The sequence below is a fragment of the Halobacillus litoralis genome, assembly GCF_020171725.1.
GTDB classification, from domain to species: Bacteria; Bacillota; Bacilli; order Bacillales; family Halobacillaceae; genus Halobacillus; species Halobacillus litoralis_F.
In genome coordinates this window covers 198,727-221,816 of sequence record NZ_JAIVAJ010000003.1, presented here as the reverse complement: position 1 = coordinate 221,816, position 23,090 = coordinate 198,727, and the positions used below count along the sequence as shown (strand labels likewise).

At 52.6% G+C, this 23,090-nt stretch carries 21 protein-coding genes; 2 read left to right on the top strand and 19 right to left on the bottom strand.

The annotated features are described in order from the left end of the window. Positions 1–370: 370 nt before the first annotated feature. The 10 genes from LCM20_RS08505 to LCM20_RS08460 all read right to left on the bottom strand — a co-directional run bounded on the left by LCM20_RS08505 (position 371) and on the right by LCM20_RS08460 (position 12,728). Positions 371–1,516 carry a CamS family sex pheromone protein gene (locus LCM20_RS08505; protein ID WP_225195014.1) on the bottom strand — a complete coding sequence of 382 codons (1,146 nt, stop codon included), beginning with the start codon at positions 1,514–1,516 and terminating at the stop codon, positions 371–373. Positions 1,517–1,530: 14 nt separating this feature from the next. Continuing rightward, entirely contained in the window at positions 1,531–3,528 is a 1,998-nt protein-coding gene (gene ligA, locus LCM20_RS08500; protein WP_225195013.1) for an NAD-dependent DNA ligase LigA, read from the bottom strand. Between the two features lie 12 nt (positions 3,529–3,540). Continuing rightward, complete coding sequence (gene pcrA / locus LCM20_RS08495) at positions 3,541–5,769, bottom strand: DNA helicase PcrA (protein ID WP_225195012.1); 2,229 nt, start codon at positions 5,767–5,769, stop codon at positions 3,541–3,543. Further along, positions 5,766–6,470: a heptaprenylglyceryl phosphate synthase gene (locus tag LCM20_RS08490; RefSeq protein ID WP_225195011.1), complete on the bottom strand. Its 705-nt coding sequence runs from the start codon at positions 6,468–6,470 to the stop codon at positions 5,766–5,768. Before LCM20_RS08490 ends, pcrA begins: the two co-directional genes overlap by 4 nt. 687 nt (positions 6,471–7,157) lie before the next feature. Continuing rightward, positions 7,158–7,466, bottom strand: coding sequence for an ATPase (locus LCM20_RS08485; protein ID WP_225195010.1), 309 nt, complete (start codon positions 7,464–7,466; stop codon positions 7,158–7,160). After that, positions 7,460–8,515 carry a hypothetical protein gene (locus tag LCM20_RS08480; RefSeq protein WP_225195009.1) on the bottom strand — a complete coding sequence of 352 codons (1,056 nt, stop codon included), beginning with the start codon at positions 8,513–8,515 and terminating at the stop codon, positions 7,460–7,462. The genes LCM20_RS08485 and LCM20_RS08480 overlap by 7 nt, the downstream gene beginning before the upstream one ends. Positions 8,516–8,885: 370 nt before the next feature. Further along, on the bottom strand, positions 8,886–9,470 hold the full coding sequence (locus tag LCM20_RS08475) for a YitT family protein (RefSeq protein WP_225195008.1): 585 nt from the start codon (positions 9,468–9,470) through the stop codon (positions 8,886–8,888). A gap of 100 nt (positions 9,471–9,570) precedes the next feature. Continuing rightward, positions 9,571–9,873 carry a YerC/YecD family TrpR-related protein gene (locus LCM20_RS08470; RefSeq protein ID WP_225195007.1) on the bottom strand — a complete coding sequence of 101 codons (303 nt, stop codon included), beginning with the start codon at positions 9,871–9,873 and terminating at the stop codon, positions 9,571–9,573. Position 9,874: 1 nt separating this feature from the next. Further along, positions 9,875–10,960 carry a DUF3048 domain-containing protein gene (locus tag LCM20_RS08465; RefSeq protein ID WP_225195006.1) on the bottom strand — a complete coding sequence of 362 codons (1,086 nt, stop codon included), beginning with the start codon at positions 10,958–10,960 and terminating at the stop codon, positions 9,875–9,877. A 40-nt stretch (positions 10,961–11,000) separates the two neighbouring features. Continuing rightward, on the bottom strand, positions 11,001–12,728 hold the full coding sequence (locus LCM20_RS08460; RefSeq protein WP_225195005.1) for an adenine deaminase C-terminal domain-containing protein: 1,728 nt from the start codon (positions 12,726–12,728) through the stop codon (positions 11,001–11,003). A gap of 67 nt (positions 12,729–12,795) precedes the next feature. On the opposite strand from LCM20_RS08460, the gene LCM20_RS08455 reads away from it, so the two are divergent. Both LCM20_RS08455 and LCM20_RS20245 read left to right on the top strand, forming a co-directional pair. Next, a complete protein-coding gene (locus LCM20_RS08455) occupies positions 12,796–13,047 on the top strand; it encodes a DUF2892 domain-containing protein (protein ID WP_225195004.1) in 252 nt (83 codons plus the stop codon). A gap of 308 nt (positions 13,048–13,355) precedes the next feature. After that, positions 13,356–13,472 (top strand): EYxxD motif small membrane protein, encoded by a 117-nt coding sequence (locus LCM20_RS20245; RefSeq protein ID WP_412097992.1) that lies wholly within the window; start codon positions 13,356–13,358, stop codon positions 13,470–13,472. Here LCM20_RS20245 and purD read toward each other — a convergent pair. Genes purD through purC form a run of 9 tightly spaced genes read right to left on the bottom strand, consistent with a single transcriptional unit; the run spans position 13,434 to position 23,053 of the window. Next, on the bottom strand, positions 13,434–14,705 hold the full coding sequence (purD, locus tag LCM20_RS08450) for a phosphoribosylamine--glycine ligase (RefSeq protein ID WP_225195003.1): 1,272 nt from the start codon (positions 14,703–14,705) through the stop codon (positions 13,434–13,436). The genes LCM20_RS20245 and purD overlap by 39 nt on opposite strands. A 15-nt stretch (positions 14,706–14,720) precedes the next feature. Further along, the gene (gene purH / locus LCM20_RS08445) at positions 14,721–16,244 is read right to left on the bottom strand and encodes a bifunctional phosphoribosylaminoimidazolecarboxamide formyltransferase/IMP cyclohydrolase (RefSeq protein WP_225195002.1); all 1,524 of its coding nucleotides are present in this window, start codon (positions 16,242–16,244) and stop codon (positions 14,721–14,723) included. Continuing rightward, positions 16,241–16,822 (bottom strand): phosphoribosylglycinamide formyltransferase, encoded by a 582-nt coding sequence (purN, locus tag LCM20_RS08440; RefSeq protein ID WP_412097991.1) that lies wholly within the window; start codon positions 16,820–16,822, stop codon positions 16,241–16,243. Before purN ends, purH begins: the two co-directional genes overlap by 4 nt. Beyond that, complete coding sequence (gene purM, locus LCM20_RS08435; protein WP_225195000.1) at positions 16,813–17,799, bottom strand: phosphoribosylformylglycinamidine cyclo-ligase; 987 nt, start codon at positions 17,797–17,799, stop codon at positions 16,813–16,815. The genes purN and purM overlap by 10 nt, the downstream gene beginning before the upstream one ends. Before the next feature lie 17 nt (positions 17,800–17,816). After that, positions 17,817–19,229 (bottom strand): amidophosphoribosyltransferase, encoded by a 1,413-nt coding sequence (gene purF, locus LCM20_RS08430; protein ID WP_225194999.1) that lies wholly within the window; start codon positions 19,227–19,229, stop codon positions 17,817–17,819. Then, entirely contained in the window at positions 19,205–21,433 is a 2,229-nt protein-coding gene (gene purL / locus LCM20_RS08425; RefSeq protein WP_225194998.1) for a phosphoribosylformylglycinamidine synthase subunit PurL, read from the bottom strand. The genes purF and purL overlap by 25 nt, the downstream gene beginning before the upstream one ends. After that, entirely contained in the window at positions 21,417–22,100 is a 684-nt protein-coding gene (gene purQ / locus LCM20_RS08420; RefSeq protein WP_225194997.1) for a phosphoribosylformylglycinamidine synthase subunit PurQ, read from the bottom strand. The genes purL and purQ overlap by 17 nt, the downstream gene beginning before the upstream one ends. Next, the gene (gene purS, locus LCM20_RS08415) at positions 22,101–22,346 is read right to left on the bottom strand and encodes a phosphoribosylformylglycinamidine synthase subunit PurS (RefSeq protein WP_225194996.1); all 246 of its coding nucleotides are present in this window, start codon (positions 22,344–22,346) and stop codon (positions 22,101–22,103) included. Beyond that, positions 22,334–23,053 (bottom strand): phosphoribosylaminoimidazolesuccinocarboxamide synthase, encoded by a 720-nt coding sequence (gene purC, locus LCM20_RS08410; RefSeq protein ID WP_225194995.1) that lies wholly within the window; start codon positions 23,051–23,053, stop codon positions 22,334–22,336. Before purC ends, purS begins: the two co-directional genes overlap by 13 nt. Positions 23,054–23,090: the final 37 nt, after the last annotated feature.

The following is a 23,090-nucleotide window of genomic DNA, read 5'->3' as shown; positions in this document are numbered from 1 at the left end:
ATGACTTATACCACATTTAAGTCCGGGAGTAATACTCTGCGGAGCGGAATAAATTCATTGATTCAACGACCATCTCCCCCATAGCTGAGAGGTTCTGTAACTACTAATGTAGCGCAGTGGGGTGGAAAACGGGGAGACTCCTGCGGGATTAAACGGACCACGGCGAGATCCACTCAGGCTTTAGCCTGAGTTCAAAAATGAACAAGGATGTTCGAACTAAAACCGCCACGTCCTGTGGCAACGTCGAACGACCCAACGTCCTGTTGGGCCGCGGAAAGCGAGTCGTTTTCCACCCCACTGCCCTCACACTTTTCACAGAACCTTCTCCTCAATAAGAAAACCCCCGCCATATTGGCGAGGGTTTCAATGATTACTTGTATATATGAACATAAGGCTCTTCTTCTCCAGCCTCACGCACAATCAAACTCTCCTGCTGGTCCATCGAATAAATGTTCACTTCCACATCATAGTGCTCTGGGAACATTTCCATCACAAGACTGTACACATACTGCGTGAAGCCGACGACTTCCGATTCCGAGTGGAACTGGATCGGGATGTTGACGCTGACGCTCTGCATTTCGTCATCGATGTAAAAGCCTTCTGCGATCATACCGACGAAGTTCGGGAAATAGCTCGAGACTTCGGTCCTGAAATCGGAGAAGATTTGGGAATCATCGAAGTAGTTCTGGCTAGCTTCGCTGGACGGGAAGAGAACGTGGTTTTCGTTCACGTCTTCCCAGTTGTTGACGGACATGTCCGAGCCTTTGACGTAGGTCTTACTCAAGAAGTTGCCTGGCACTTTCGAGCTTGCGACTTCCTCTTCGTAGAGGGCGAAGACGACCGGGACGTCTGTTAACGTTTCATTCTCACGAAGCCGCTGCAGGATCGTGTTTGCGTACTGCTTTCCTTTTTCCAGAAGCTCGGCGGATGTGTGCGTCTCTTCGTAGCTCCGGCCTTGTGCGGTGAAGTTGTAGACGCTTCGAAGTGAGATGCCGATGGTGACACCTTGCACTTCGACGACATTGTCTTCCTTCTTCACTAAGTAGTTCTGCTCGATAATGTTCGAGATGTATTTCGGGTTCTCACGGAACTGTTCTTCAGTCGCTTCGTCTTCATTCAGTTCAGGGTTCAATCCCTCTTCGTTGCCGTCCGAAGCACGGGAGAGCCATTCGAGCAGCGTGTCGCTGTCCAAGAACTGTCCGGGCTGGAAGTAGTAGTCTTCCGGGTCGAAGTATTCCTTCGAATGACGGCGCAGTCCGCTCTCGAATTCGGCGATGTCGAGGCGGTTCCCCATCTGGTTCGTCGTGACAGTACGGGCGGTCGATACTTTCGAGCTGCCTTCTTTGAGAATCATCCGGTAATTCTCTTCGCTCATGCTGTAGTTCGGCACGATGGCGCTCTGGTTGGTCGTTTCGTCTGTCGTTTCTTGAATGACTTCATCACGATTATCAAAAACCGGGGTACACGCACTCACAAACAACAAAGAACTCAGCAAAACGGCGTGCATCTTCCTCATGGTTTCACTCCTCATTATTCGGGCAGAGCCTGCTTGAACTGCTCTTCATCCCAAATCTCAATCCCTAAATCCTGTGCTTTCGTATATTTCGAGCCGGCATCCGCACCCGCAATGAGCAGGTCGGTTTTCTTGCTGACGCTCCCTGTGACATTACCTCCGAGGTCCTGGACGATCTTCTTCGCGCCGCCGCGTGTGAAGTTCTCCATTTTACCTGTCAGAACAATCGTCTTGTCTTTGAACGGTGAGTCTGCTGGTCCTTCGCTCGTCTTCGCGCCTTTGTACGTCATGTTGAGGCCAAGTTCCTTCAGCTCGGCGATCAGCTCGACGACCTGCGGCTTATCGAAGTAGCGGGCGATAGAATCGGCCATCTTCTCCCCGATTTCCGGAATGCTTTCAAGCGTTTCGGCGTCGGCTTCTACGAGCGCATCGATTTCTTCGAAGTGTTGAGCAAGCGTACTCGCCGCCTTCGTTCCGACGTAGCGCACGCCGAGACCGAACAGCAGTCGCTCGAGTGAATTCTCCTTCGACGCTTCAATCGCGTTCAACAGGTTCTGCACCGATTTTTCCCCCATACGATCGAGCTCAAGCAGCTCCTCGCGCTCGAGCTTGTACAGGTCGGCGATGTTATGGATCAATTCTTCTTGGAAAAGTTGAGCGATCACCTTTTCTCCGAGGCCTTCGATGTCCATCGCATTTCGCGATACGAAGTGGATCAACCCTTCGCGCAGCTGAGCTGGGCAGTTCGGATTGATGCAGCGGAGCGCGACTTCCTCCTCTAAACGGACGAGCTTGCTCTCGCACTCTGGACAAACTTCCGGCATATGATACGGCTCTTCCTCACCGGAACGCTGGTCTTCTAGTACGCGGACGACTTCCGGGATGATGTCACCTGCTTTCTTGATGACGACGGTATCGCCGATGCGGATGTCACGTTCACGGATCAAGTCTTCGTTGTGAAGCGACGCGCGTCCGACGGTCGTTCCCGCCACTTTGACCGGTTCTAAAATCGCAGTCGGGGTGACGACGCCTGTGCGGCCGACACTGAGCTCGATGTCCTGGAGCTTCGTTACGACTTCTTCCGCCGGGAACTTGTAGGCGGTCGCCCAGCGCGGGCTCTTCGCCGTGAAGCCGAGCGTTTCCTGCTGGTCGGTGCGATCGACTTTGATGACAATACCGTCGATCTCGTAATCCAAATCCGGACGACGCTCGACCCAGCCGCTCACGTACTCAATCACTTCATCGATGTCCTTGCACCGCTTCCACTCCGGATTCGTCTTCAAGCCGAGCTCTTGAATCTGTTCAAGACGCTCACTGTGCGAATCCGTCGGGTCATTCTCCCACTGCCCCACGGCATATAGAAAAATGTCGAGGTTACGCTTGGCGGCGATTTTCGGATCGAGTTGGCGGAGCGAACCAGCCGCTGCGTTACGCGGGTTCGCAAACGGCTCTTCTTCCTTCGCTTCGCGGGCTTCGTTCAGAGCAACGAATGACTTCTTCGGCATAAACGCTTCCCCGCGGACTTCGATCGTTTCCGGTTTGTTGAGGCGGAGCGGGATGCTGCGGATCGTACGCAGGTTGGTCGTAATGTCCTCACCTGTCGTACCGTCTCCACGAGTCGCACCACGGACGAACAAGCCGTCTTCATACTTCAATGAAACAGCAAGTCCATCAATCTTCAATTCACACACGTAACTGACGTCTTCGTCGTCGACGCCTCCACGGACGCGGCGGTCGAAGTCGCGCAGCTCCTGCTCATCGAAGGCGTTGCCGAGCGAGAGCATCGGAATGTCGTGTTGGACTTTCTGGAAGCCTTCAAGCGGAGCTCCACCGACACGCTGGGACGGGGAATCCGGTGCTTGCAGTTCCGGATTCGCCTCCTCAAGGTCGATCAGTTCGCGCATTTTCATGTCGTATTCATAGTCGGATACGCTCGGTTCATCAAGCGTGTGGTATTCGTAGTTGTATCGGTTCAGCTCTTCGCGGAGCGCTTCGATTTTTTCTGCTGCGTTCATCATTCCACTTCCTTACACTTTCGTAATCGGAGCAAAGCGTGCTAGCAGGCGCTTGATGCCGGTCGGGGCCGGGAATGCGATATCGAGTTCCATCGAATCTCCTTCGCCCTGCACTCTGACAACCGTACCTTCTCCCCACTTCTTGTGAGACGCTTTGTCACCAGGCTGCCACGTATTCTTCTCGGCGCCGGTCGTATCCGGCTTCTTCGCTGCGCGCTTCTTCGGCTTCGGCGCTTCCTTCTTCATCGGTTGGCCGATGTCTTTCGTCTGGTTGAAGAACGGCAGGTCCTGCGGCTCTTCCTTGCCTTCGACCAACTCATCCGGAATCTCCTGGATGAAACGGCTGATCGGGTTCATATTCGTTCTTCCGTATAGTGTGCGCATCTTCGCGTGAGAAATGAACAGCTCGCGCTCAGCACGTGTAATTCCAACGTAGGCAAGGCGGCGTTCTTCCTCCATCTGGTCATCATCCATCAAAGCACGGCTGTGCGGGAAGATGCTTTCTTCCATTCCGATCAGGAAGACGACAGGGAATTCGAGCCCCTTCGCTGAGTGAAGCGTCATCAGCGTCACCGAGTCGTCGCTATCCGGATCGTCGTTCATCGAATCGATATCCGCAATAAGCGCAAGGTCTGTCAGGAACGCGACAAGCGTCTTGTCTTCTGCGTTCTCCTCGAAGTTCTTCGTAACAGACTTGAATTCTTCGATGTTCTCAAGGCGGCTCTCGGCTTCGATGCTCTTCTCGTTCAGAAGCATCTCCTCGTAACCTGTCTTATCGATGACTTCCTGTACCATATCTGTCGCAGAAAGGAACTCCTGCTGTTCCGCCCACGTCTGGATCATCTTGCGGAATGAGATGATCGATTTCGCCGCTTTGGCACTGACGCCGACAAAATCGACTTCCGCCGCCGCTTCATACAACGAAATATCGTGATCGGTTGCATACGCCTGCATCTTGTCCATACTCGTTTTTCCGACGCCGCGCTTCGGTTCGTTGACGACACGCTGGAAACTGAGGTCGTCGTTCGGGTTCGCAATCAAGCGAAGGTAGGCAAGCAGGTCCTTGATCTCTTTACGGTCGTAGAACTTCGTGCCACCGATCATCTGATACGGGATGCCCGCTTTGACGAACGTTTCCTCGATCGTACGGGACTGGGCGTTCGTACGGTATAGAATGGCAACGTCCTGATACCTGTACTTCCCTTGGCGGATCAGGTCTTCAATTTTATCCGTTACAAAAAGGCTTTCGTCGCGCTCTGTGCCGGCTTTGTGATACTGAATCTTCTCTCCACCAGCGTTGTCTGTCCAAAGGCGCTTCGGCTTACGACCACCGTTGTTGTCGATGACGTTGTTCGCTGCGCTCAAAATCAGCTCGGTCGAGCGGTAGTTCTGCTCAAGCAGAATCGTCTTCGCGTTCGGATAATCGCTCTCGAAGTTCAAGATGTTCTGAATATCCGCTCCGCGCCAGGCGTAGATCGACTGGTCGGAGTCCCCGACGACGCATAGGTTCTGGTAACGGTCCGCTAAATATTTGACGAGCTGGTACTGCGCATGGTTTGTATCCTGGTACTCGTCGACGTGGATATATTGGAAGCGTCGCTGATACGATTCAAGCACCTCTGGCACCTGGTCGAACAGCGCGAGCGTCTGCATGATCAGGTCATCGAAATCGAGCGATTGGTTCTTACGCAGTCGCTTCTGATAACCCTTGTAAATCTGGGCTACCTGTTCATCGTGCATATTCGCTGCTTTTTTTTCAAAATCCTTGGCGGTCATCAGTTCGTTCTTCGCATTGCTGATTGCACCGAGCATTGCGCGCGGGTCCCATTTCTTCGGGTCGAGGTTGAGCTCTTTCAGCACCTGCTTGATGACGGTGAGCTGGTCGCTCGAGTCGAGAATGGAGAAGTTGCGGTCATAACCGATGCGGTCGATGTCGCGGCGAAGGATGCGGACACACATCGAGTGGAAGGTGGACATCCAGATCTTCTCTGCGTCATTTCCGACGAGGGATTCGACACGCTCTTTCATTTCGCGGGCTGCTTTGTTGGTAAAGGTGATCGCGAGCACGTTGCGTGGTCCGACTTCTTTTTCACTGAGCAGGTAGGCAATCCGGTGCGTGAGGACGCGGGTCTTCCCACTTCCCGCTCCGGCCATGATTAAGAGAGGGCCTTCTGTATGGGTGACGGCGCTCTTCTGTTCCGTGTTCAAGCCTTCGATCAAGGCGTTCATTGCTTGGGTCATCGTACACCATCCTCTTTCTTTCGTTTTGCTGCGGGCACGGTTTCGAGTGCAGCTTCTATATTTTCATAAATGACATTTCCTACAACAATCGTATCGGCGAGCGCGCTCATCTCTTCGGCCTGAGCGGCGTTTTGGATGCCGCCTCCGTAGATGAGGCGCGTCTCGTTCAGCTCGGCGGCCACCTGGCGGACAAGGTCCGGGTCGCCGTACATGCCACTGTACTCCACATAGAAAAACGGGAGTTTCAGCAGATGTTCCGCCATTTTCGCGTAGGCCACGACATCCTCTGCCTGTGGCACTGTGCAATTCGCTTTTTGAAAAACTTTCGCGTCCGGGTTGAGAACACAGTAGCCTTCCGCCAGCGTCTGTGACCAATCGATGATATCGCCATACTCCTTGATGGCCTGATGCTGGACGTCAAAGAGCCAATGCTTGTCCTGACTGTTCAGCACCATCGGAATCAAATACGTATCGAACTCCGGCACCACCGCTTCAAGGTCCGATACCTCAAGCGCACACGGAAGCTCGTACGGTCTGATCCGATCGATCAAATCCGACACATTCTCAAACGTCACCCCATCCGTCCCACCGACGATAATCGCATCGGTTCCGGAGCGGCAGATTCTTTTCAGGGATTCATCTGAAATCGGCTTTTCAGGATCCAATTTAAAAACGTGATCCCAGTGGCTGTACTGCTTCATGATTGTCCTCCCATTCCCGTTATCCATTCACTCATTATAGCAAACTTTTAGGTGGAGTAATAATGGCTGAGCGTGAAAAAAACGGTTCTGTGATAGGATGGAAAAGTGTGAAAATTGGAATAGTCTGGGGTTGTTTGAATGTTCAGGTTGAAAGAGCGAAGCCGAGCGGGTGATCGAAGGTTCGCGGGTCTGTTGTTTATTACTGGGGGAAGTTATTTGTGGGGTTGATGTATAGGAGGCGTGCGGCTTAATACCGCGACCATAGAAAGGTGGAATTATATTGTTAAAGTTGAATACCAAACAAGCTATTTATGTAGCAATTTTCGTCGTTTTCACTTACGGACCCGTTGGATATATTGTATCTAACCATGTTGGTTCACTATTAGTCCTCCCGATTATTGCTTTGTTTTTTTCTTTAATAGGAGCATTAATAGCGAAAAAAATCATTACATAATCGCTCACGTTATTTAAGAACAAAATCTTAACTAGTTCTAATGAGGAATGCTGGCGGAGAGGGTGTGGGGTTATCGACGTTCCATCCCGACCTCACGCTCGAAACGTCGTTTATTTCCTTTTTATCGACGTTTCAGGCGACTCAATTCCTTGAAACGTCGATAAAGAACAGGAAGACGGAATTCGCTGCTTCCTAACTAAGAAACACGAACTCCGCCCCTCCCCCCTTCTAAGTCACTCCTCTTCCTTCTTCCACATGTAATAATTATAGATTCCCTGCGCTACAAAAGTAATCGCAATAAATACTCCAATTCCCACATTTACCGCAGTCGAAAAAGGCGAGAAGATAAAGATGATCACAACCGCCAGAACGCCCATCCATGAGCTCGTCAGCGTACGGATGAATTTCCGCCGGTAGCTCAGGTGGAAATAGTTATAAGCAAACCCTTCATCTTTTTTCTCCTTATCTTTATAAGCTTTTGAAAAATACATGATGACTCCTAGCGATACCAGTAGTGGGATGAAAAAGTATGAAATCAGCACCTCAAGCCCTCCTTCACCTTCTCCAGAAAGTACGCCAACCGAGCCTCAATCTGGTCCCGCGCACCAAACCGGATCACGTCCTCACGCTCCATCGAACCTTGAAGCAGTTGGTGATGATCGTGTGCCATCGTCAAAAGTTTGATGAACACTTCGACACGCAGCGCTTCTTTTTTCACAAAAGAACCATCGACATATGCTTCCGCAAAGCCCTCCGCATTCGCTCGGAGCTTCGCCGCATGAATATAGTAGTTCCCTTTCCGGTAGCGCTCGGTGTTCGAGAACTTCGGAAACAGCTCGGTATAGTTGAAGACGTGGTTCGCCGCAAGAGATGTCCCCGTCGCAAGCAGCGGAAACGGATCGATCATCTTCGGTCCTTTTTTTGTAAAAAGGATGTTCTCGGGCGATGTGTCCTGGTTGGTCAGGATAATCGTCTCGTTCTCTATGGAGCGGGTCGCTAAAAGCTCCTCGCCTTGTGCTCTGATCGCGGGATTTTGGAAAAGCGTATGTAGTTCCTCTCTGTATTCCTCGGTTTCCTGTGTCAGAAATTCCTGAGCGTCCATCTCATAGGAGCCGCGCAAACCTTCGTCATATTGCAAATAGCCAATGCCTTTTAGAGAAGTATCCAGTTGCTCGAGTCCGCGGTAACACTCTCCGAGCTCGCGCCCAAACTGCCTGGCTTCCTCAAGACTTTGACCGGCCAGACCGACCGTCGTTCCCATAAAGGATTCAATCGTGTACGTTAATTCGGGTGTGACCGAATAGCGAAAAAAGCCTGGGCAGATACCCGGCTTAGCACGGTTCGCCTGGTCATAAAAGACCTCCGTCCCCTCATACTCGGCCCGCAGTTCTCGCTCATCGAAGTCTACCTTTTTGTCATAGGCGATCGCCTTCGGAATGCGAAGGACGAGCTGTTCCTTTTCAATTAAATAAGCCTTATGCCAAGCCCCTTCGCCGAGCGGCTTCACTTGATCAGCCTTGATACCTTCGTTTTGAAGTGCGGTTTGAATCAATTCTTGTTCTTCTATCTTTTGTGTCGTCAACAATGTCATCGGATGACCTCCCCTTTTCAGTTTACCATGAAAAAGGAAATTTTTTCTTCTGTGAATAGGGTTTTTATCGATAGTTCAAACGATCCCTGTCGCGAAAAGGCGGTCATCTCTTTTTATCGACGTTTGAAGCTGTCTCAACTCTCGAAATGTCGATTATATCTCTTTTATCGACGTTTCTTATCGCCTACACTTCCAAAACGTCGTTTATTTCCGTTTTATCGACGTTTCTTGCCTTCCTCACTCCCAAAACGTCGATTATATCCATTTTATCGACGTTTCGAGCTCGTCCCAGTCTCAAAACGTCGTTTATTTCTTTTTCATCAACACTCCGAGCTGTCTACACCCAAAGACGCCAAAAAACTTCCCCACCTCACGATGTCGACGTCCTAGAGGTCGTCACCATTGTCACAAGCGCCACACTCAAAATCGCGATCGTTGATAGAAGCAGTGTCTGAGTGGAAAAAAGATACCCACTGACAGCGATGATCAGCGCATCAATCAGGAAGATGACGAAGCCGACGTTCAGCTTGGACAGATCGGCGATCATCTGTGCCAAGAGATCCGTCCCGCCTGTGCTCGTGTCGTTGCGAAGCATCAGTCCGATGCCTCCGCCAACGAACATCCCACCCGCCACCGAGCTCATCGCAGGGTCGAGCGGCAGGTGATAAGGGCGAAGCACGTGGAAGACATCGATGAAGAAAGAAGAGATAAGAAGTCCATGAAGACTGTTGTAGAAATAGAGCCGATACCGGAACCACGCCACGAAAAAAATCGGAATGCTGCACAGAATGATCGTCAGCCCGACCTTCGCCCCCCACACATAATTCGCAATCAGGCCAACCCCAATCATTCCGCCGTCCAGCACGTGATCAGGTATAAGAAAAAAGTTGATCCCAAGCGAAATCAACGTACTCCCCATCATGATGATCAATGCTTTTTTCAGAAGAGGTTTCATCAGACAAGCCCCCTTTGCCTCTAGCGTATGCTTGTCTACTCCTCTTTAGAAGTTATGAGACATACAAAAGACCGCCCCTAAAGGACGGTCTCTCATCATCTTATTCAGCACGCTTCTCGTGCACACGATCAAGCGCAAGCGTATAAGCATCATTCCCATAATTCAAGCAGCGCTTCACACGGGAAATCGTCGCCGTCGAGGCACCCGTTTCCGTTTCGATCTTATGATACGTATAGCCTTCACGCAGCATACGCGCCACTTCCAAACGTTGAGCCAGCGACTGGACCTCATTCATCGTCGCCAGATCATCGAAGAACTCATAGCACTCCTCCACATTGTTCAGCGACAGAATCGCCTCAAACAACTGATCCAACGTCTTTCCACGCAATTTATCAATCTGCATCTTATTGACCTCCTTCGTTCATGACTTCAACCGTCGAACTTCCCTGTATCATGTTCACCCACGTCTGTCCCTTTACGAAAGACAAAGGCTGCCCATCTTTATACGGTAGAATACGTCCATCGACGCTCTTCCACTGAATTTCCTGAATCGTTCCTTTTTGTAAAAGGTAAGCTTCCCCGCCGGACTCGAGGTCCACCGCTCGTCTGCCTGCATTGTCGATGACGGAGTGCCCGGTGCGGACGATGAACACGTTATCGAGGGCGACACGTTCATCGTTCGCTCTGTCGACAGTCGGTTCGCCGTCGCTCGAGCGAAGGTACTGCTCCGAGTTCTCATCGTAATCGTAGCTGACGATTTCGCGGTTGTAGTACGTGACCTTCACGCGGTCGGCTGCTGTGCCGGCCGGTTGCACGTCTTCAGCGAACGGCAGAGCAGGGATTTCTTTCGCTGCTTCGTAACCGCGCTGTTCAACCGCTTGCCCGGTTCCGTCTGTCAGGAAGTAGGAATCGTGCGGGGCGTAGCGGTTCGGATCGCGCTCGAACAGCCAGCCGTTATTATCGTAGGCGGCGCCGTCTAAGTAATCGATCCCGCTTCCTGCCACCTGGCGGTTGATGGCCGTTGAAGCACCGTGATAAGTATAAAGAGCATCGTAGCCGCCTGCAAGCTCAAAATAGTACGGACGCGCACTTCGGACGGGTCCAATTTTTTCCGGGATGTCACTGTGGTACAAGGCTAGAAAACGGGTGATCTGCCCTTCTGCCAGCACTTCGTACACGACATCCGCCTGGCTGAGACCGGACTGCGGACGCGCCTTCGTATGGTTGTTGACCATGACAGACAGCACGCGGTGGTCGACATCGTCATTCGTCGGTTCCCCTGTGAGTGGATAGACGTTCTCGAATGTCGGCTCCTCAGGCTCCGGCTCCTTCTCTTCCACTTCGACCTCTACCGTATCCTGTTCGGTTTCAGCCGGTTCTTCTGTTTCTGTTTGCTCAGGTTCCGTTTCCTGCGACGCTCCCGCTTCATCTGAACAAGCGGCAAGCAGCAGAAGAACAAACAGAAAGCCGAATGATGTAAGCTTTCTCACTGAATAGCACTTCCCTATCAAAATATTTTCTATCTCTAGTTTAACGCATTATTGCGGGGAAGAGTACCTCTTTCTTTTTCACATCCATAATTCCAAGTGGTGTGATCCGTGTGTAAGGCAGGTGTACCGATGACAAAAAGAGCAGCGTGTACACGGGATCGCCGAAACGGAAACCGTAGGACTTCAACTGACGCTTCAGCTCCCCTTCCTCTTCGATCAGCTTCTCAAGCGGCAGGTCCGACATCGCACCTGCAAGCGGTAGAGCAAGTTCGAAGATGATCTCACCCTGGTCGGCGAGCACGATGCCGCCTCCGATTTCCTTCATGCGCTTGAAGGCTGTTTCTAAATCAGACTTCGATTTCCCGATGAACACGAGATCCCCCGTGTTGGAGAAGGAGCTGACGAGTCCGCCGAGCGACTGTGTGAAGCCTTTCAGGAACGTGTTGATCTTCCATTCGCCTTCGCGGTCTATAAGCATCAGAAACGCCTCGTCGTTCTCATCAGGCAGACGGTCGACCGATGCTTCCAGGTCGATCGCGTACGGCTTCATGATGACGTCGTTCGTCATCTCAAGTCCTACAGGCATCGAGAACTGCAGATCGTTTTCAGTCAGGTCCCAGTCCAGTTCGAGCTTCGTAATGCCGTTCTTCTCCCATTCAATCTTCGTTTCACGCTCGTCCACCCATTCCCCTTTCGCGATGACGGCGACCGGGGTCGGGTCAGTCGGACTTTTCAGGAAGTTCAAGTGAGCGACGCGACCGACATTCAAGCTGCCGACGCGGTTGTCGATACCGAAGTGACGAGCCGGCTCGTACGTCGCCATCATATATGCATCGATCGGCGGCACGCCCTTATCAATGGCAATCTGGATGCATTGATTGATCAGTCCTTCACGATAGAAGCCAGGCGTCGCCCCGTCGGTCGTGTACATCATGTGGCCGAAATGGTCATGTCCTTTTTCAAGAAGTCCTTCGAAGATCTCCGGCAGATCCGGACGAATCGACGAGTAGCGAAGGCCTGTCTGATAGCCGAGCTCAAGACGCTTCAGCACATCGTCTGCGTTCATCGACTCGTGCTCGGAGTTCATGCCGAGAAGGCGCATCTTCGCGAGTGTCTTCTCTGAAGCCCCCGGAAGGTGAGCCTCGAGCGGTTTCCGCGCCCGTTTCGTCTCCTGCATCCAATGAAGGATTTGATCGTCACCGCCATATAAAACATCTGGCCATGCCGTCAGCTCGCCTCCCTGGATGACCGCATCATGCTCGATCCACGCAGGGATCTGTTTTTCCAAATGGGCCTTGTCTTCTTCACGAAGCGCCGATTGAGAGTCGAATCTTGCCCACCAGTACATGGTGGCGGGGACGTTCATGAACTCTTCAAGCAGGGAAAACGCTTTCTCTTTGTCTGTTAAAAAAAGCCACATTAAATTATCGTTGACTAGTGTTGTGGTCCCGGTCCGAGCTGCATATTCAGCAAGGCTCTGGGGATTATATAACTGAAAAGGATGCGCATGCGGCTCGATGTAGCCCGGCACGATATAGCGGTCCTTTCCATCGATGATTTCGGTGCCTTCCGTATTCTCAGGAAGCTTTTCACCGGTATAGATGATTCGATCTTCGTAAAGCCATATATGTCCAGACATCCATTTTTTCAAATAGACGTTCAGATAGGTGGTATCTTTGATCAACTTGGTTGGAGCTAAGGCGCCGTCCAGCACGGATGTATGTTCGCGCAGCTGACGGTTACGCCAACGGAACCTCGTTTCATTCATGAGAGTATCCTCCCTTGTATCATTTATACTATCGTATCACAGACGCCCCTTTAGGAGGAAGTAAACCGTGAAACCGAATATAGGAATCGTAAACAGTATGATCCGCATTACCGCAGGCTTCAGCATGCTCACGTTCCTGACGATCCGCTCAGTCCGAAACCGCGAGGCCTCGATCCATCCGATGTGGATCATCATGGCTTCGTTAAAAATTGCAGAGGGCATCGTCCGCTACTGCCCGGTCACGGCAGCGGTGGAGGAACTGGCAACAGAGCACGATGGAAAAGAAGAAGGCTGGGGACAGAATTACGTGCAGAAATAAGGTGTGAATGTGGGCTTGGGCGCGACTTTCATGATCCGGGCGCAACTTTCGCGGTTCGGGCGCGACTTCCCCGATTCGGGCGCGACTTTCTCAATCCGGGCGCGACTTCAGCGTCTTGGGCTCTACGCCAGGACCGTCTATGCGCGTTCAGCGCCAGTCTATGCGCGCCCGGCTCCATCTAGGCGCGTTCAGCACGACCCTATGCGCGCCCAATCCTATCTAAGCGCGTTCAACACCAGTCTATGCGCGTTCAACAATAGCTAGACAAAAATAGAAGGACGGGCGAAGGCCCGTCCTTTCCTTAAAGGATGATTGAGATGTATTTCATGGAGTATCTTACCGATGTCGGGTTCGTTGTTGTGACGATCATTGGCGTCATTGCTGCGTTACTTGCGGTTCGGGCTCATCGTAGACGTAATCGATGAGAGGCCGATATCGCGGCGGTAGTAGAAGTTCTTGTTGCCGTCGAATTGCTGCAAGTGTTCGTAGACGTTTTCCAGGGCGGTGGTCAGGTTCTCGGCTTGAGACCCGACGAGCAGGACGCGGCCGCCGCTGGATACATAGCCTTCTGCACTCGTTTCGGTTCCAGCGTGCACGGTGAAGGTCTCGGCAGTGCTGATGACCGGCACCGGCTTTCCTTTTTCATACGATCCCGGGTAGCCTTTGGAGGCGACGACGACGCCTGCGCATGCGGCTTCTTTCCAGCGGATGTATGGGTCGCGGCCGTCCAGCACGTCTGTGAAGACTTGTTCGAGTGGGTTCTCGATCAAGGGCAGGACGACTTGGGTTTCGGGGTCACCGAAGCGTGCGTTGAATTCGATGACTTTCGGGCCTTCTTTGGTCAAAATCAAGCCGGCGTAGAGGATGCCTGTGAACGGGCGTCCTTCTTCGACCATCGCGTCGGCGGTCGGCTGCAGGATCGATTCGACGGCGAAGTGATAGTCGTCAGCGCTTAAGTCCGGGACGGGTGCGAAGGCGCCCATGCCGCCGGTGTTCGGTCCACGGTCGCCTTCGAAGGCGCGCTTGTGGTCGCGGGCGCTGGTCATCGGGTAGACGCTGCGGCCGTTGACGAAGGCCATCAGGGAGAACTCTTTCCCTGCCAAAAATTCTTCGACGACGATTTCGCGGCTCGCTTCGCCGAACTGCCCGTTGACGAGCATGTCTTCAGCGGATTCGAGTGCTTCCTCTAAGGTTTGTGCCACGACGACGCCTTTGCCGGCAGCGAGTCCGTCTGCTTTTACGACGATCGGTGCGCCTTTTTCACGGATGTAGGCTTTCGCCTCTTCGACGTCCGTGAAGGCGGCGTAATCAGCGGTCGGAATGTTGTAGTCGGCCATCAGCTTTTTCGCGAAGTGCTTGCTTCCTTCGATCAGCGCAGCTTTCTGGTTCGGTCCGAAGACGCGGAGCCCGGCTTCTCGGAAGCGGTCGACCAAGCCGTCTAGCAGTGGATTCTCAGGACCTACGATCGTCAAGTCGACTTCCTTTTCTTTTGCAAAAGCGACCAGCTGATCCTGTTCGGTCTCTGCAATCTCAACACGTTCTGCTTCTACTCCTGCATTCCCCGGCGCTGCGTAGATCTTCGTTACGCCTTCACTTTCTGCGAGTTTCTGAATGATGCTGTGCTCTCGTCCGCCTCGTCCAATGACCATCACTTTCATCGATAATCTTCCTCCTTAGTGTTTGAAATGACGCATTCTTGTAAATACCATCGCGACGCCGTGCTTGTTGCAGGCATCAACGGAATCCTGGTCGCGCTTCGATCCGCCCGGTTGAATGATGGCCTTCACACCAGCTTCTGCTGCGGCTTCAACGGTATCCGGCATTGGGAAAAAGGCATCGGATGCCATGACGCTGCCTTGTGCTTGGGCGCCGGCTTGGTCTAATGCGATTTTCGCTGCTCCGACGCGGTTCATTTGACCTGCGCCTACACCGAGTGTGCGATCATTTTTTGCAACGACGATGGCATTCGATTTAACGTGCTTCACGACTTGCCATGCGAGTTGTAGATCGTGCATTTCCTGTTCTGTCGGCTCGCGGTCGGTTGCGACTTCAAGCTCCACATCTTGCAGGGACCCTTCGTCGGTATCCTGGACGAGGAGCCCTCCGTGCACGCTCGTCAGCTTGTGCGTCTGAGCTTCCGGCTTCTTCATATCGACGGTCAACAGTCTCAAATTTTTCTTCTGAGTCAAGATGTCCAACGCTTCCTGGCTGAAGGATGGAGCGATGATGATCTCAAGGAAAATCTCTTTCATCTTAGCTGCGGTTTCGGCATCGACTTCACGGTTAAGGGCTACGATGCCTCCGAAAATCGAGATCGGATCTCCTTCGTACGCTTTCGAGTACGCTTCGAACAACGTCTCTCCTACACCTGTGCCGCACGGGTTCATGTGCTTGACGGCAACGGCTGCGGGCTTCGTGAACTCGAGTACGACTTCGAGCGCAGCGTTTGCGTCCTGGATGTTGTTGTAGGAGAGCTCCTTGCCGTTCAGCTGCTCCGCTGAAGCGAGGGATGCACCGGAGAAGTTCGCTTTTTTATAGAAAGAAGCCGTCTGGTGCGGGTTCTCCCCGTAGCGAAGGGACTGGACCTTCTCGTAGGTGACGGTGTACGTCTCCGGGTAGGGTTCTTCGGTTAAGTATTCGGCGATCATCGCATCGTAGTTCGCGGTGTGGCGGAATACTTTGGTTGCGAGCTGACGACGCTCTTGAGAGGTGAGCTGGTCGTTCTTCAAGCCTTCGATCACGTTGTCGTAATCGGAAGGGTCGACGACGACGGTGACGTCTTCATAGCTTTTCGCTGCAGCGCGGAGCATGGTCGGGCCACCGATGTCGATGTTCTCGATCGCTTCCGCTTCCGTCACGCCTTCTTTCGCAATCGTGTTTTTGAACGGATACAGGTTCACGGCGACGAGGTCGATCGTCTGAATGCCGAGGTCCTCAAGCTGGTTCATATGCTGCTCGTTGGAGCGCTTCGCAAGCAGTCCCCCATGAACGGATGGGTGCAGCGTCTTGACGCGGCCGTCCATGATTTCCGGGAATTCCGTTACGTCTGAGATCGACAGGACAGGAACGCCCGCTTCCTCGATGGCGCGCTTCGTTCCGCCTGTTGAGATGAGTTCATAATCGAGTTCGTGGAGCTGTTTGGCAAAGGCCGCTAAGCCTTGTTTGTCGGATACGCTGAGTAGTGCTCGCTTTTTCATAGAGATTCCTCCTTGACGGGTAATGACTGGATGACGCGCGGGTAGAGCTTGTGCTCGACCTGCTGAATTTTCTTCTGAACCGCTTCTCTCGTATCGCCTTCCTCGACACGCACCGCTTCCTGGTCGATGATCGGGCCTGTGTCCATGCCGTTATCGACGAAGTGGACGGTGACGCCGGTCACTTTGACGTTTTTCTCCAAAGCTTGACCGATGGCGTCTTTACCGGGAAATGCTGGCAATAGAGAAGGGTGAATGTTCACTATACGATGTTCATACGCTTCGAGTAAAGTCGGGCCGATCAGGCGCATGAACCCTGCGAGAATCACATAATCGATTCCTCTCGACTGCAAATCCTTCAAGAGCACCTCTTCATAAGCCGCCTTGCTTTCGTAGCATTTCGGGTTGAAGACGACCGTGTCGATTAGGTGCTGTTGAGCTTTCTTGACGACGGAGGCTTCGATTTTGTCACAGACGAGCAAGGAAACGTCCGCTTCAAGCGTTCCGTTCTTGACCGCCTTCATAATGGCGTCGAAGTTCGATCCGGTTCCGGATGCAAAGACTGCTAGCTTCATACCCATTCGATTCCTTCCTGATCTGTGACGTAACCGATCACCGTCGCTTTTTCTCCGGCTTCACGTAAAGCTTCAAGAGAGTTCTCTTTATCTTCCTCTGAAACGATCGCGACCATGCCGATTCCCATGTTGAATACACCGTACATTTCGTCTTCCTCGATATTCCCTTTTTCCTGGATGACGTCAAAAATCGGTGGACGGCTCCATGTCGTGCGGTCGATGCGTGCACCGTGTCCCTCAGGAAGCGCGCGTGGAATGTTCTCATAAAATCCGCCGCCTGTAACGTGGGAGATGCCTTTGATCGTCACCGCTTTTTTCAAGGCACTGATCGCGTCCACGTAGATGCGTGTCGGCGTCAGCAGCTCTTCGCCGTGCTCCTTTATGTTCCCGATTACGCGGCGTACGAGTGAGAACCCGTTCGAATGCACACCGGAGGATGGAAGTCCGATCAAGACGTCACCTTTTTGCACATGTTCCCCTGTAATGATTTTCTCTTTATCGACCATCCCGACGACGAAGCCGGCCAAGTCGTATTCGTCCGGGTCATACATACCCGGCATTTCTGCTGTCTCTCCACCGACAAGTGCTGCATTCGACTGCTTACACCCGTCCGCGATCCCTTTGACAATCTGCTCGATCCGCTCCGGTTCATTCTTCCCGCAGGCGATATAATCGAGGAACAAAAGGGGATCCGCGCCCTGTGCGATAATGTCGTTGACGCACATGGCGACGACATCGATGCCGATCGTGTCGTGCTTATCCAGTTCAAATGCGAGCTTCAGCTTCGTGCCGACGCCGTCCGTTCCGGTGACGAGCACAGGATGCTCATAGTTCATGCCGCCGATGTCGAACAATCCGCCGAACGCGCCGATTCCGCCGAGCACCTCGGGGCGCATCGTGCGCGCGACGTGCTTCTTCATCCGTTCGACTGCTTCATATCCTGCTTCGACATCAACACCTGCTTGTTTATACGATTGACTCATCGATGACCTTCCTTTCGTTACGCCTTTTCATAAGGGTGGACGGTATTCGGGTAGATTTCCGTCGGATAGTTGCCTGTGAAGCAAGCCATGCACCCGCCGTGCTCGAGTGAATCCTCACCTTGATAAATAGCTTTGTTCAAGCCGTCCGGAGTGAGGAAAGACAAGCTGTCCGCTCCGATGATTTCTTCCATTTCTTCGATCGAATGGTTCGCTGCAATCAGCTCACCGCTGTTCGACGTATCTATCCCGTAATAGCAAGGGTTCTTGATCGGAGGTGAGGCGATGCGTACATGCACCTCTTTCGCTCCGGCATCCTTCAGCATTTTCACAATGCGTCGGCTCGTCGTTCCACGGACGATCGAATCATCGACCATCACGACGCGTTTTCCTTCTACGATTCCGCGAACCGGGGAAAGCTTCATCTTCACCCCTTGCTCCCTAAGTTCCTGGGAAGGCTGGATGAAGGTCCGTCCGACGTAGCGGTTCTTGATCAGACCGAGCTCATACGGAATGCCCGCTTCTTCGGCATAACCGATCGCCGCTGAAATACTCGAGTCCGGAACACCGGTTACGACGTCCGCTTCAATCGGTGCTTCCTGGGCAAGCGCCTTGCCCATCCGTTTACGGGAGGCGTGGACGTTCTTTCCGTCAAGGTCACTATCCGGTCTTGAAAAATAAACATATTCCATCGAGCAGAGTGTGCGCTGGATCGGAGCCGAGAAACGTCTGGATTCGACGCCCTCATCAGAAATGATCAAAAGCTCTCCAGGCTTCACTTCGCGCTCATACTTCGCACCGATGATATCGAAGGCACATGTCTCAGACGACACGACCCAAGAATCCCCAAGGTAGCCGAGCGAAAGTGGACGCAGACCGCGCGGGTCGTTTGCGACATACATCGCGTCTTCGGTCATCATCAAGAACGCATACGCCCCTTTGATCATCGAAAGGCCTTCAGAGATCGCATCCGCGAGTGGCAGATGACGAAGACGCTTGATCAAGTGAGCGACGACTTCTGTGTCCGATGTCGTCTGCAGAATGCTTCCCTGTGCTTCAAGCTGGTTCTTCAACGCTTGAGCGTTCACGAGGTTGCCGTTGTGCGCAAGCGCCAGGCTTCCGGTTTGGGAGCGGAACATGAGCGGCTGGATGTTCTCATAGCCGCCGTCCCCCGCTGTCGCGTAACGCACGTGTCCGATGGAAGCACGTCCTTGCAGGTCTTTCAATTGATCCTGTGAAAAAACATCATTGATCAGGCCGTGTCCTTTGTGGAGCTTCAGTTGTTTACCGTCTGTCGTCACGATGCCGGCGCCTTCCTGCCCGCGGTGCTGCAAGGCATGGAGGCCGTAGTACGTCAGCTGTGCAGATTCCGGGTGTCCCCACACGCCGAATATGCCGCACTCTTCATTCAGGCTTTTGATTTCACCAAACATGGAATCGCTCCTTCCCAAGATGTTTGAAGCGCTGCTGCCTCTTCTTCTACGACGGTTTCGTTTTCCGATACGATGCGATACGTTCCATCATTTGTGACGGTTCCGATCTGCTTCGCGCCGCGGATCAATGTTTCGAAGTCATCCTGGTTCTCAGGCTTCACGGTTAAAAGGAAGCGTGTCTGAGACTCTGAGAACAGAGCCGTCGTCGCGTCACCTGATACGTTGACGTCACAGCCTAGTCCGTTTGCAAACAGGCTTTCCGCTAAGGCGACACCCAGTCCGCCTTCCGCCAAGTCATGTGCGGATTGGACAAGTCCCTTCTGAATCGCTGTGCGGACTTGATTCTGACGGATCATCTCTGTATTCAGATCGATCGCAGGCGCTTTACCAAAGTGGCGTCCTTCCAACAGTCCCTGCAGTTCACTTCCGCCGAACTCTGCTTTTGTTTCCCCAATCATGTAAATGAGGTCCCCTGCTTCCTGGAAGTGAGAAGGGGTGATGTGTTCAAGCTTCTCAATCAAGCCGACCATGCCGACGATAGGTGTCGGGTAGATCGCCTGACCGCCGAACGATTCGTTGTAGAGCGATACGTTTCCGCTGATGACCGGAGTCGAAAGGATGCGGCACGCTTCGCTCATGCCGTCGACGCTTTTTTCCATCTGCCAGAAGATTTCCGGGTTCTCCGGCGAGCCGAAGTTCAGTCCGTCTGTGATGCCGAGCGGGCGTCCGCCTGAGCAGGAAATGTTGCGGGCTGCTTCTGCGACGGCGATTTGGCCACCGACTTCCGGGTCGACGTATAGATAACGGGAGTTACAGTCCGTCGTCATGGCGAGCGCCTTCTCTGTACCGCGGACGCGGATGACAGCGGCGTCTGATCCCGGTGCAAAGACAGTGTTCGCCTGCACCATCGAGTCGTACTGGTCGTACACCCACTGCTTGCTTGCGATGGTCGGCTGCTTCAAGAGCTGGTGAAGCGTTTCTTTATGATCTTCGATTTCAGGCATATAGTCGTCCATCGTCTGAAATTCTTTGTAGTAATCCGGCACGCGGGACGGCTGGTGATAGACCGGTGCGTCCTCTGCCAGGTTGTCGACCGGCACGTCAGCGACGATTTCGCCTTTGTGCTCGAGTGTGAAGCGTTGGTTATCGGTTACTTCTCCGACGGCAACAGCTTCCAAGTTGTACTTCCGGAATACGTTAGCAATCTCTTCTTCTCTTCCTTTTTCAACGACGAGAAGCATACGCTCTTGTGATTCGGACAGCATCATTTCATAGGCTGTCATGTTTTCCTCACGCTGCGGGATCAAGTCGAGGTTCATCTTCATGCCGGTTCCGGCTTTACTCGCCATTTCACTGGCAGACGACGTAAGGCCGGCCGCTCCCATATCTTGAATGCCGACGAGTGCATCGTGATGGATGACGTCGAGGCAGGCTTCGATCAGCAACTTCTCCATGAATGGGTCGCCGACTTGGACGGATGGACGCTTTTCTTCAGAAGCTTCCGATAATTCTTCGGATGCGAAGGTCGCACCGTGGATCCCGTCGCGGCCAGTCTTAGCCCCAACGTACATGACGGTGTTGCCGACTCCTGCGGCGATCCCTTTTTGGATATCTTTATGATCGATCAATCCGACACACATGGCGTTCACGAGTGGGTTTCCGTTGTAGGCATCATCGAATTGGACTTCTCCCCCTACCGTTGGAACGCCGACACAGTTCCCGTAGCCGGCAATACCGCGGACCACTTCTTCGAACAAGTACTTCACACGCGGGCGCTCGAGTGAGCCGAAGCGAAGCGAGTTCAACAAGGCAACGGGGCGCGCTCCCATAGAGAACACGTCACGCAGAATTCCGCCGACTCCTGTTGCAGCACCTTGATACGGCTCAACGGCTGAAGGGTGATTGTGGCTTTCCACTTTGAATACGACAGCCTGCTCATCTCCGATATCGATGATGCCGGCGCCTTCCCCTGGACCCTGTAGCACTTCCGGACCTTCTGTCGGGAACTTACTCAAAAGCGGCTTCGAGTTCTTGTAGCTGCAGTGCTCAGACCACATGACGGAGAACAAGCCGGTTTCGGTGTAGTTCGGACGGCGGCCGAGAATCTTCTTGATGGATTGGAATTCGTCGTCAGACAATCCCATTTCGCTGTAAAGGCGGTCTTGTTCAATTTGTTCTGGGCTGATCTCAAGCATTGATGGCATGTGTATTCCTCCAGTGTGTCAAAATCGATTGAAATAAGCGTAGTCCGTCTTCGCTTCCGAGTAACGCTTCGACAGCGCGTTCCGGGTGTGGCATCATGCCGAGCACGTTGCCTTGTTCGTTCGTGATGCCGGCAATGTCGCCGACGGATCCGTTCGGGTTCGTCTCATAAGTGAAGGCGATTTGGTTCTTCGCTTGAAGCGTTTCGTACGTCGCTTCGTCACAGTAGTAGTTGCCTTCTCCGTGGGCGATCGGAATGTTGATGACTTCCTTCGCCTCGTATTGATTCGTGAACATCGTCTCAGCATTCTCGACGACTAAGTTCTCGAAGTGGCACATGAACTTCAGCTTCTCGTTCTTCAGCATCGCTCCTGGCAGGAGTCCCATCTCAAGCAGGACTTGGAATCCATTACAGACGCCGAGGACGGGCTTGCCTTCCTCCGCTGCTTTACGGATCTGTTCAATGACAGGTGACGTCGCTCCAATCGCACCCGAGCGCAGGTAGTCTCCGTATGAGAACCCACCTGGAAGGAGAATCGCGTCATAACCGCTTAAGTCCGCTTCTTTATACCAGACAAGGTCCGCTTCCGCTCCAAGAGCATCCTTCGCTGCATGATACATATCGCGGTCACAGTTCGAGCCTGGGAAAACAACGACAGCAAACTTCACTTAGACAACCTCCTCGATCGTGTAGGAATAGTTCTCGATGACAGGGTTCGCAAGCAGTTTGTCACACATTTGATCGATCTTTGCATCGATGTCTTCAGAATTCTCGACCATCAGTTCCATATATTTACCGACGCGTACATCTTTGACGCCGCCGAATTCAAGTGATTCCAATGAGTTTTGGACCGCCTTTCCCTGTGGATCCAGAACTCCCTCTTTTAATGTGATGTACACTTTTACTTTGCGCATGTGTAAGCCTCCAGTCGTTGTAATATGTTCTCGTATGTTTCAATCAAGTTTCCGATGTCTTCACGGAATACGTCTTTATCCATTTTGTCTCCCGTCTCCAAGTCCCAAAGCCGGCACGTATCAGGAGAGATTTCATCTGCGAGGACGATGGAACCGTCTGCCAACCGCCCGAATTCCAACTTGAAATCGACCAGCTGCAGGCCGACTTCCTTGAACAGCTGCTTGAGCTGATCATTGACCTGAAGCGCCATCTCTTTGATCTGCATCAATTCTGATTCTGTTACATCTGTCAGATGATACGCATGGGCATCGTTCAGGATCGGGTCATTCAGTTCATCGTTTTTATAAAAAAGCTCAACAATCGGTGGGGTGAATGGTGTTTTTTCTTCAATGCCGAGGCGGCGGGTGATGCTGCCGGCGGCAACGTTCCGGACGACGACTTCGAGTGGAACGATCGTCGTTCTGTGGACGAGCTGCTCGGTGTCGTTCAAGGATTGGATAAAGTGGGAATGGATATCGTGCTGCTTCAAGTAATCGAAAATGTTCGAGGTGATCAGATTGTTCAGGCGGCCTTTGCCTTCGAACGCATCTTTCTTCTTGCCGTTAAAGGCTGTCGCGTCATTCTTATAGGATAGAATCAATTGTTCCGGCTGATCCGTGGTATAGACTTTCTTCGCTTTTCCTTCGTATAAAAGAGAACCTTTCATTCTGTACACCCCTCTGGTAGGAATTCCCCCGCCCTAT

Bases quoted from the DNA above. Each gene is read 5' to 3' on its own strand.
- LCM20_RS08505 (WP_225195014.1), bottom strand. From the start codon at position 1,516: ATGAGGAAGATGCACGCCGTTTTGCTGAGTTCTTTGTTGTTTGTGAGT.
- ligA (WP_225195013.1), bottom strand. From the start codon at position 3,528: ATGAACGCAGCAGAAAAAATCGAAGCGCTCCGCGAAGAGCTGAACCGA.
- pcrA (WP_225195012.1), bottom strand. From the start codon at position 5,769: ATGACCCAAGCAATGAACGCCTTGATCGAAGGCTTGAACACGGAACAG.
- LCM20_RS08490 (WP_225195011.1), bottom strand. From the start codon at position 6,470: ATGAAGCAGTACAGCCACTGGGATCACGTTTTTAAATTGGATCCTGAA.
- LCM20_RS08480 (WP_225195009.1), bottom strand. From the start codon at position 8,515: ATGACATTGTTGACGACACAAAAGATAGAAGAACAAGAATTGATTCAA.
- LCM20_RS08475 (WP_225195008.1), bottom strand. From the start codon at position 9,470: ATGAAACCTCTTCTGAAAAAAGCATTGATCATCATGATGGGGAGTACG.
- LCM20_RS08470 (WP_225195007.1), bottom strand. From the start codon at position 9,873: ATGCAGATTGATAAATTGCGTGGAAAGACGTTGGATCAGTTGTTTGAG.
- LCM20_RS08460 (WP_225195005.1), bottom strand. From the start codon at position 12,728: ATGAATGAAACGAGGTTCCGTTGGCGTAACCGTCAGCTGCGCGAACAT.
- LCM20_RS20245 (WP_412097992.1), top strand. From the start codon at position 13,356: ATGATTGAGATGTATTTCATGGAGTATCTTACCGATGTCGGGTTCGTT.
- purD (WP_225195003.1), bottom strand. From the start codon at position 14,705: ATGAAAGTGATGGTCATTGGACGAGGCGGACGAGAGCACAGCATCATT.
- purH (WP_225195002.1), bottom strand. From the start codon at position 16,244: ATGAAAAAGCGAGCACTACTCAGCGTATCCGACAAACAAGGCTTAGCG.
- purN (WP_412097991.1), bottom strand. From the start codon at position 16,822: ATGGGTATGAAGCTAGCAGTCTTTGCATCCGGAACCGGATCGAACTTC.
- purM (WP_225195000.1), bottom strand. From the start codon at position 17,799: ATGAGTCAATCGTATAAACAAGCAGGTGTTGATGTCGAAGCAGGATAT.
- purF (WP_225194999.1), bottom strand. From the start codon at position 19,229: ATGTTTGGTGAAATCAAAAGCCTGAATGAAGAGTGCGGCATATTCGGC.
- purL (WP_225194998.1), bottom strand. From the start codon at position 21,433: ATGCCATCAATGCTTGAGATCAGCCCAGAACAAATTGAACAAGACCGC.
- purS (WP_225194996.1), bottom strand. From the start codon at position 22,346: ATGCGCAAAGTAAAAGTGTACATCACATTAAAAGAGGGAGTTCTGGAT.
- purC (WP_225194995.1), bottom strand. From the start codon at position 23,053: ATGAAAGGTTCTCTTTTATACGAAGGAAAAGCGAAGAAAGTCTATACC.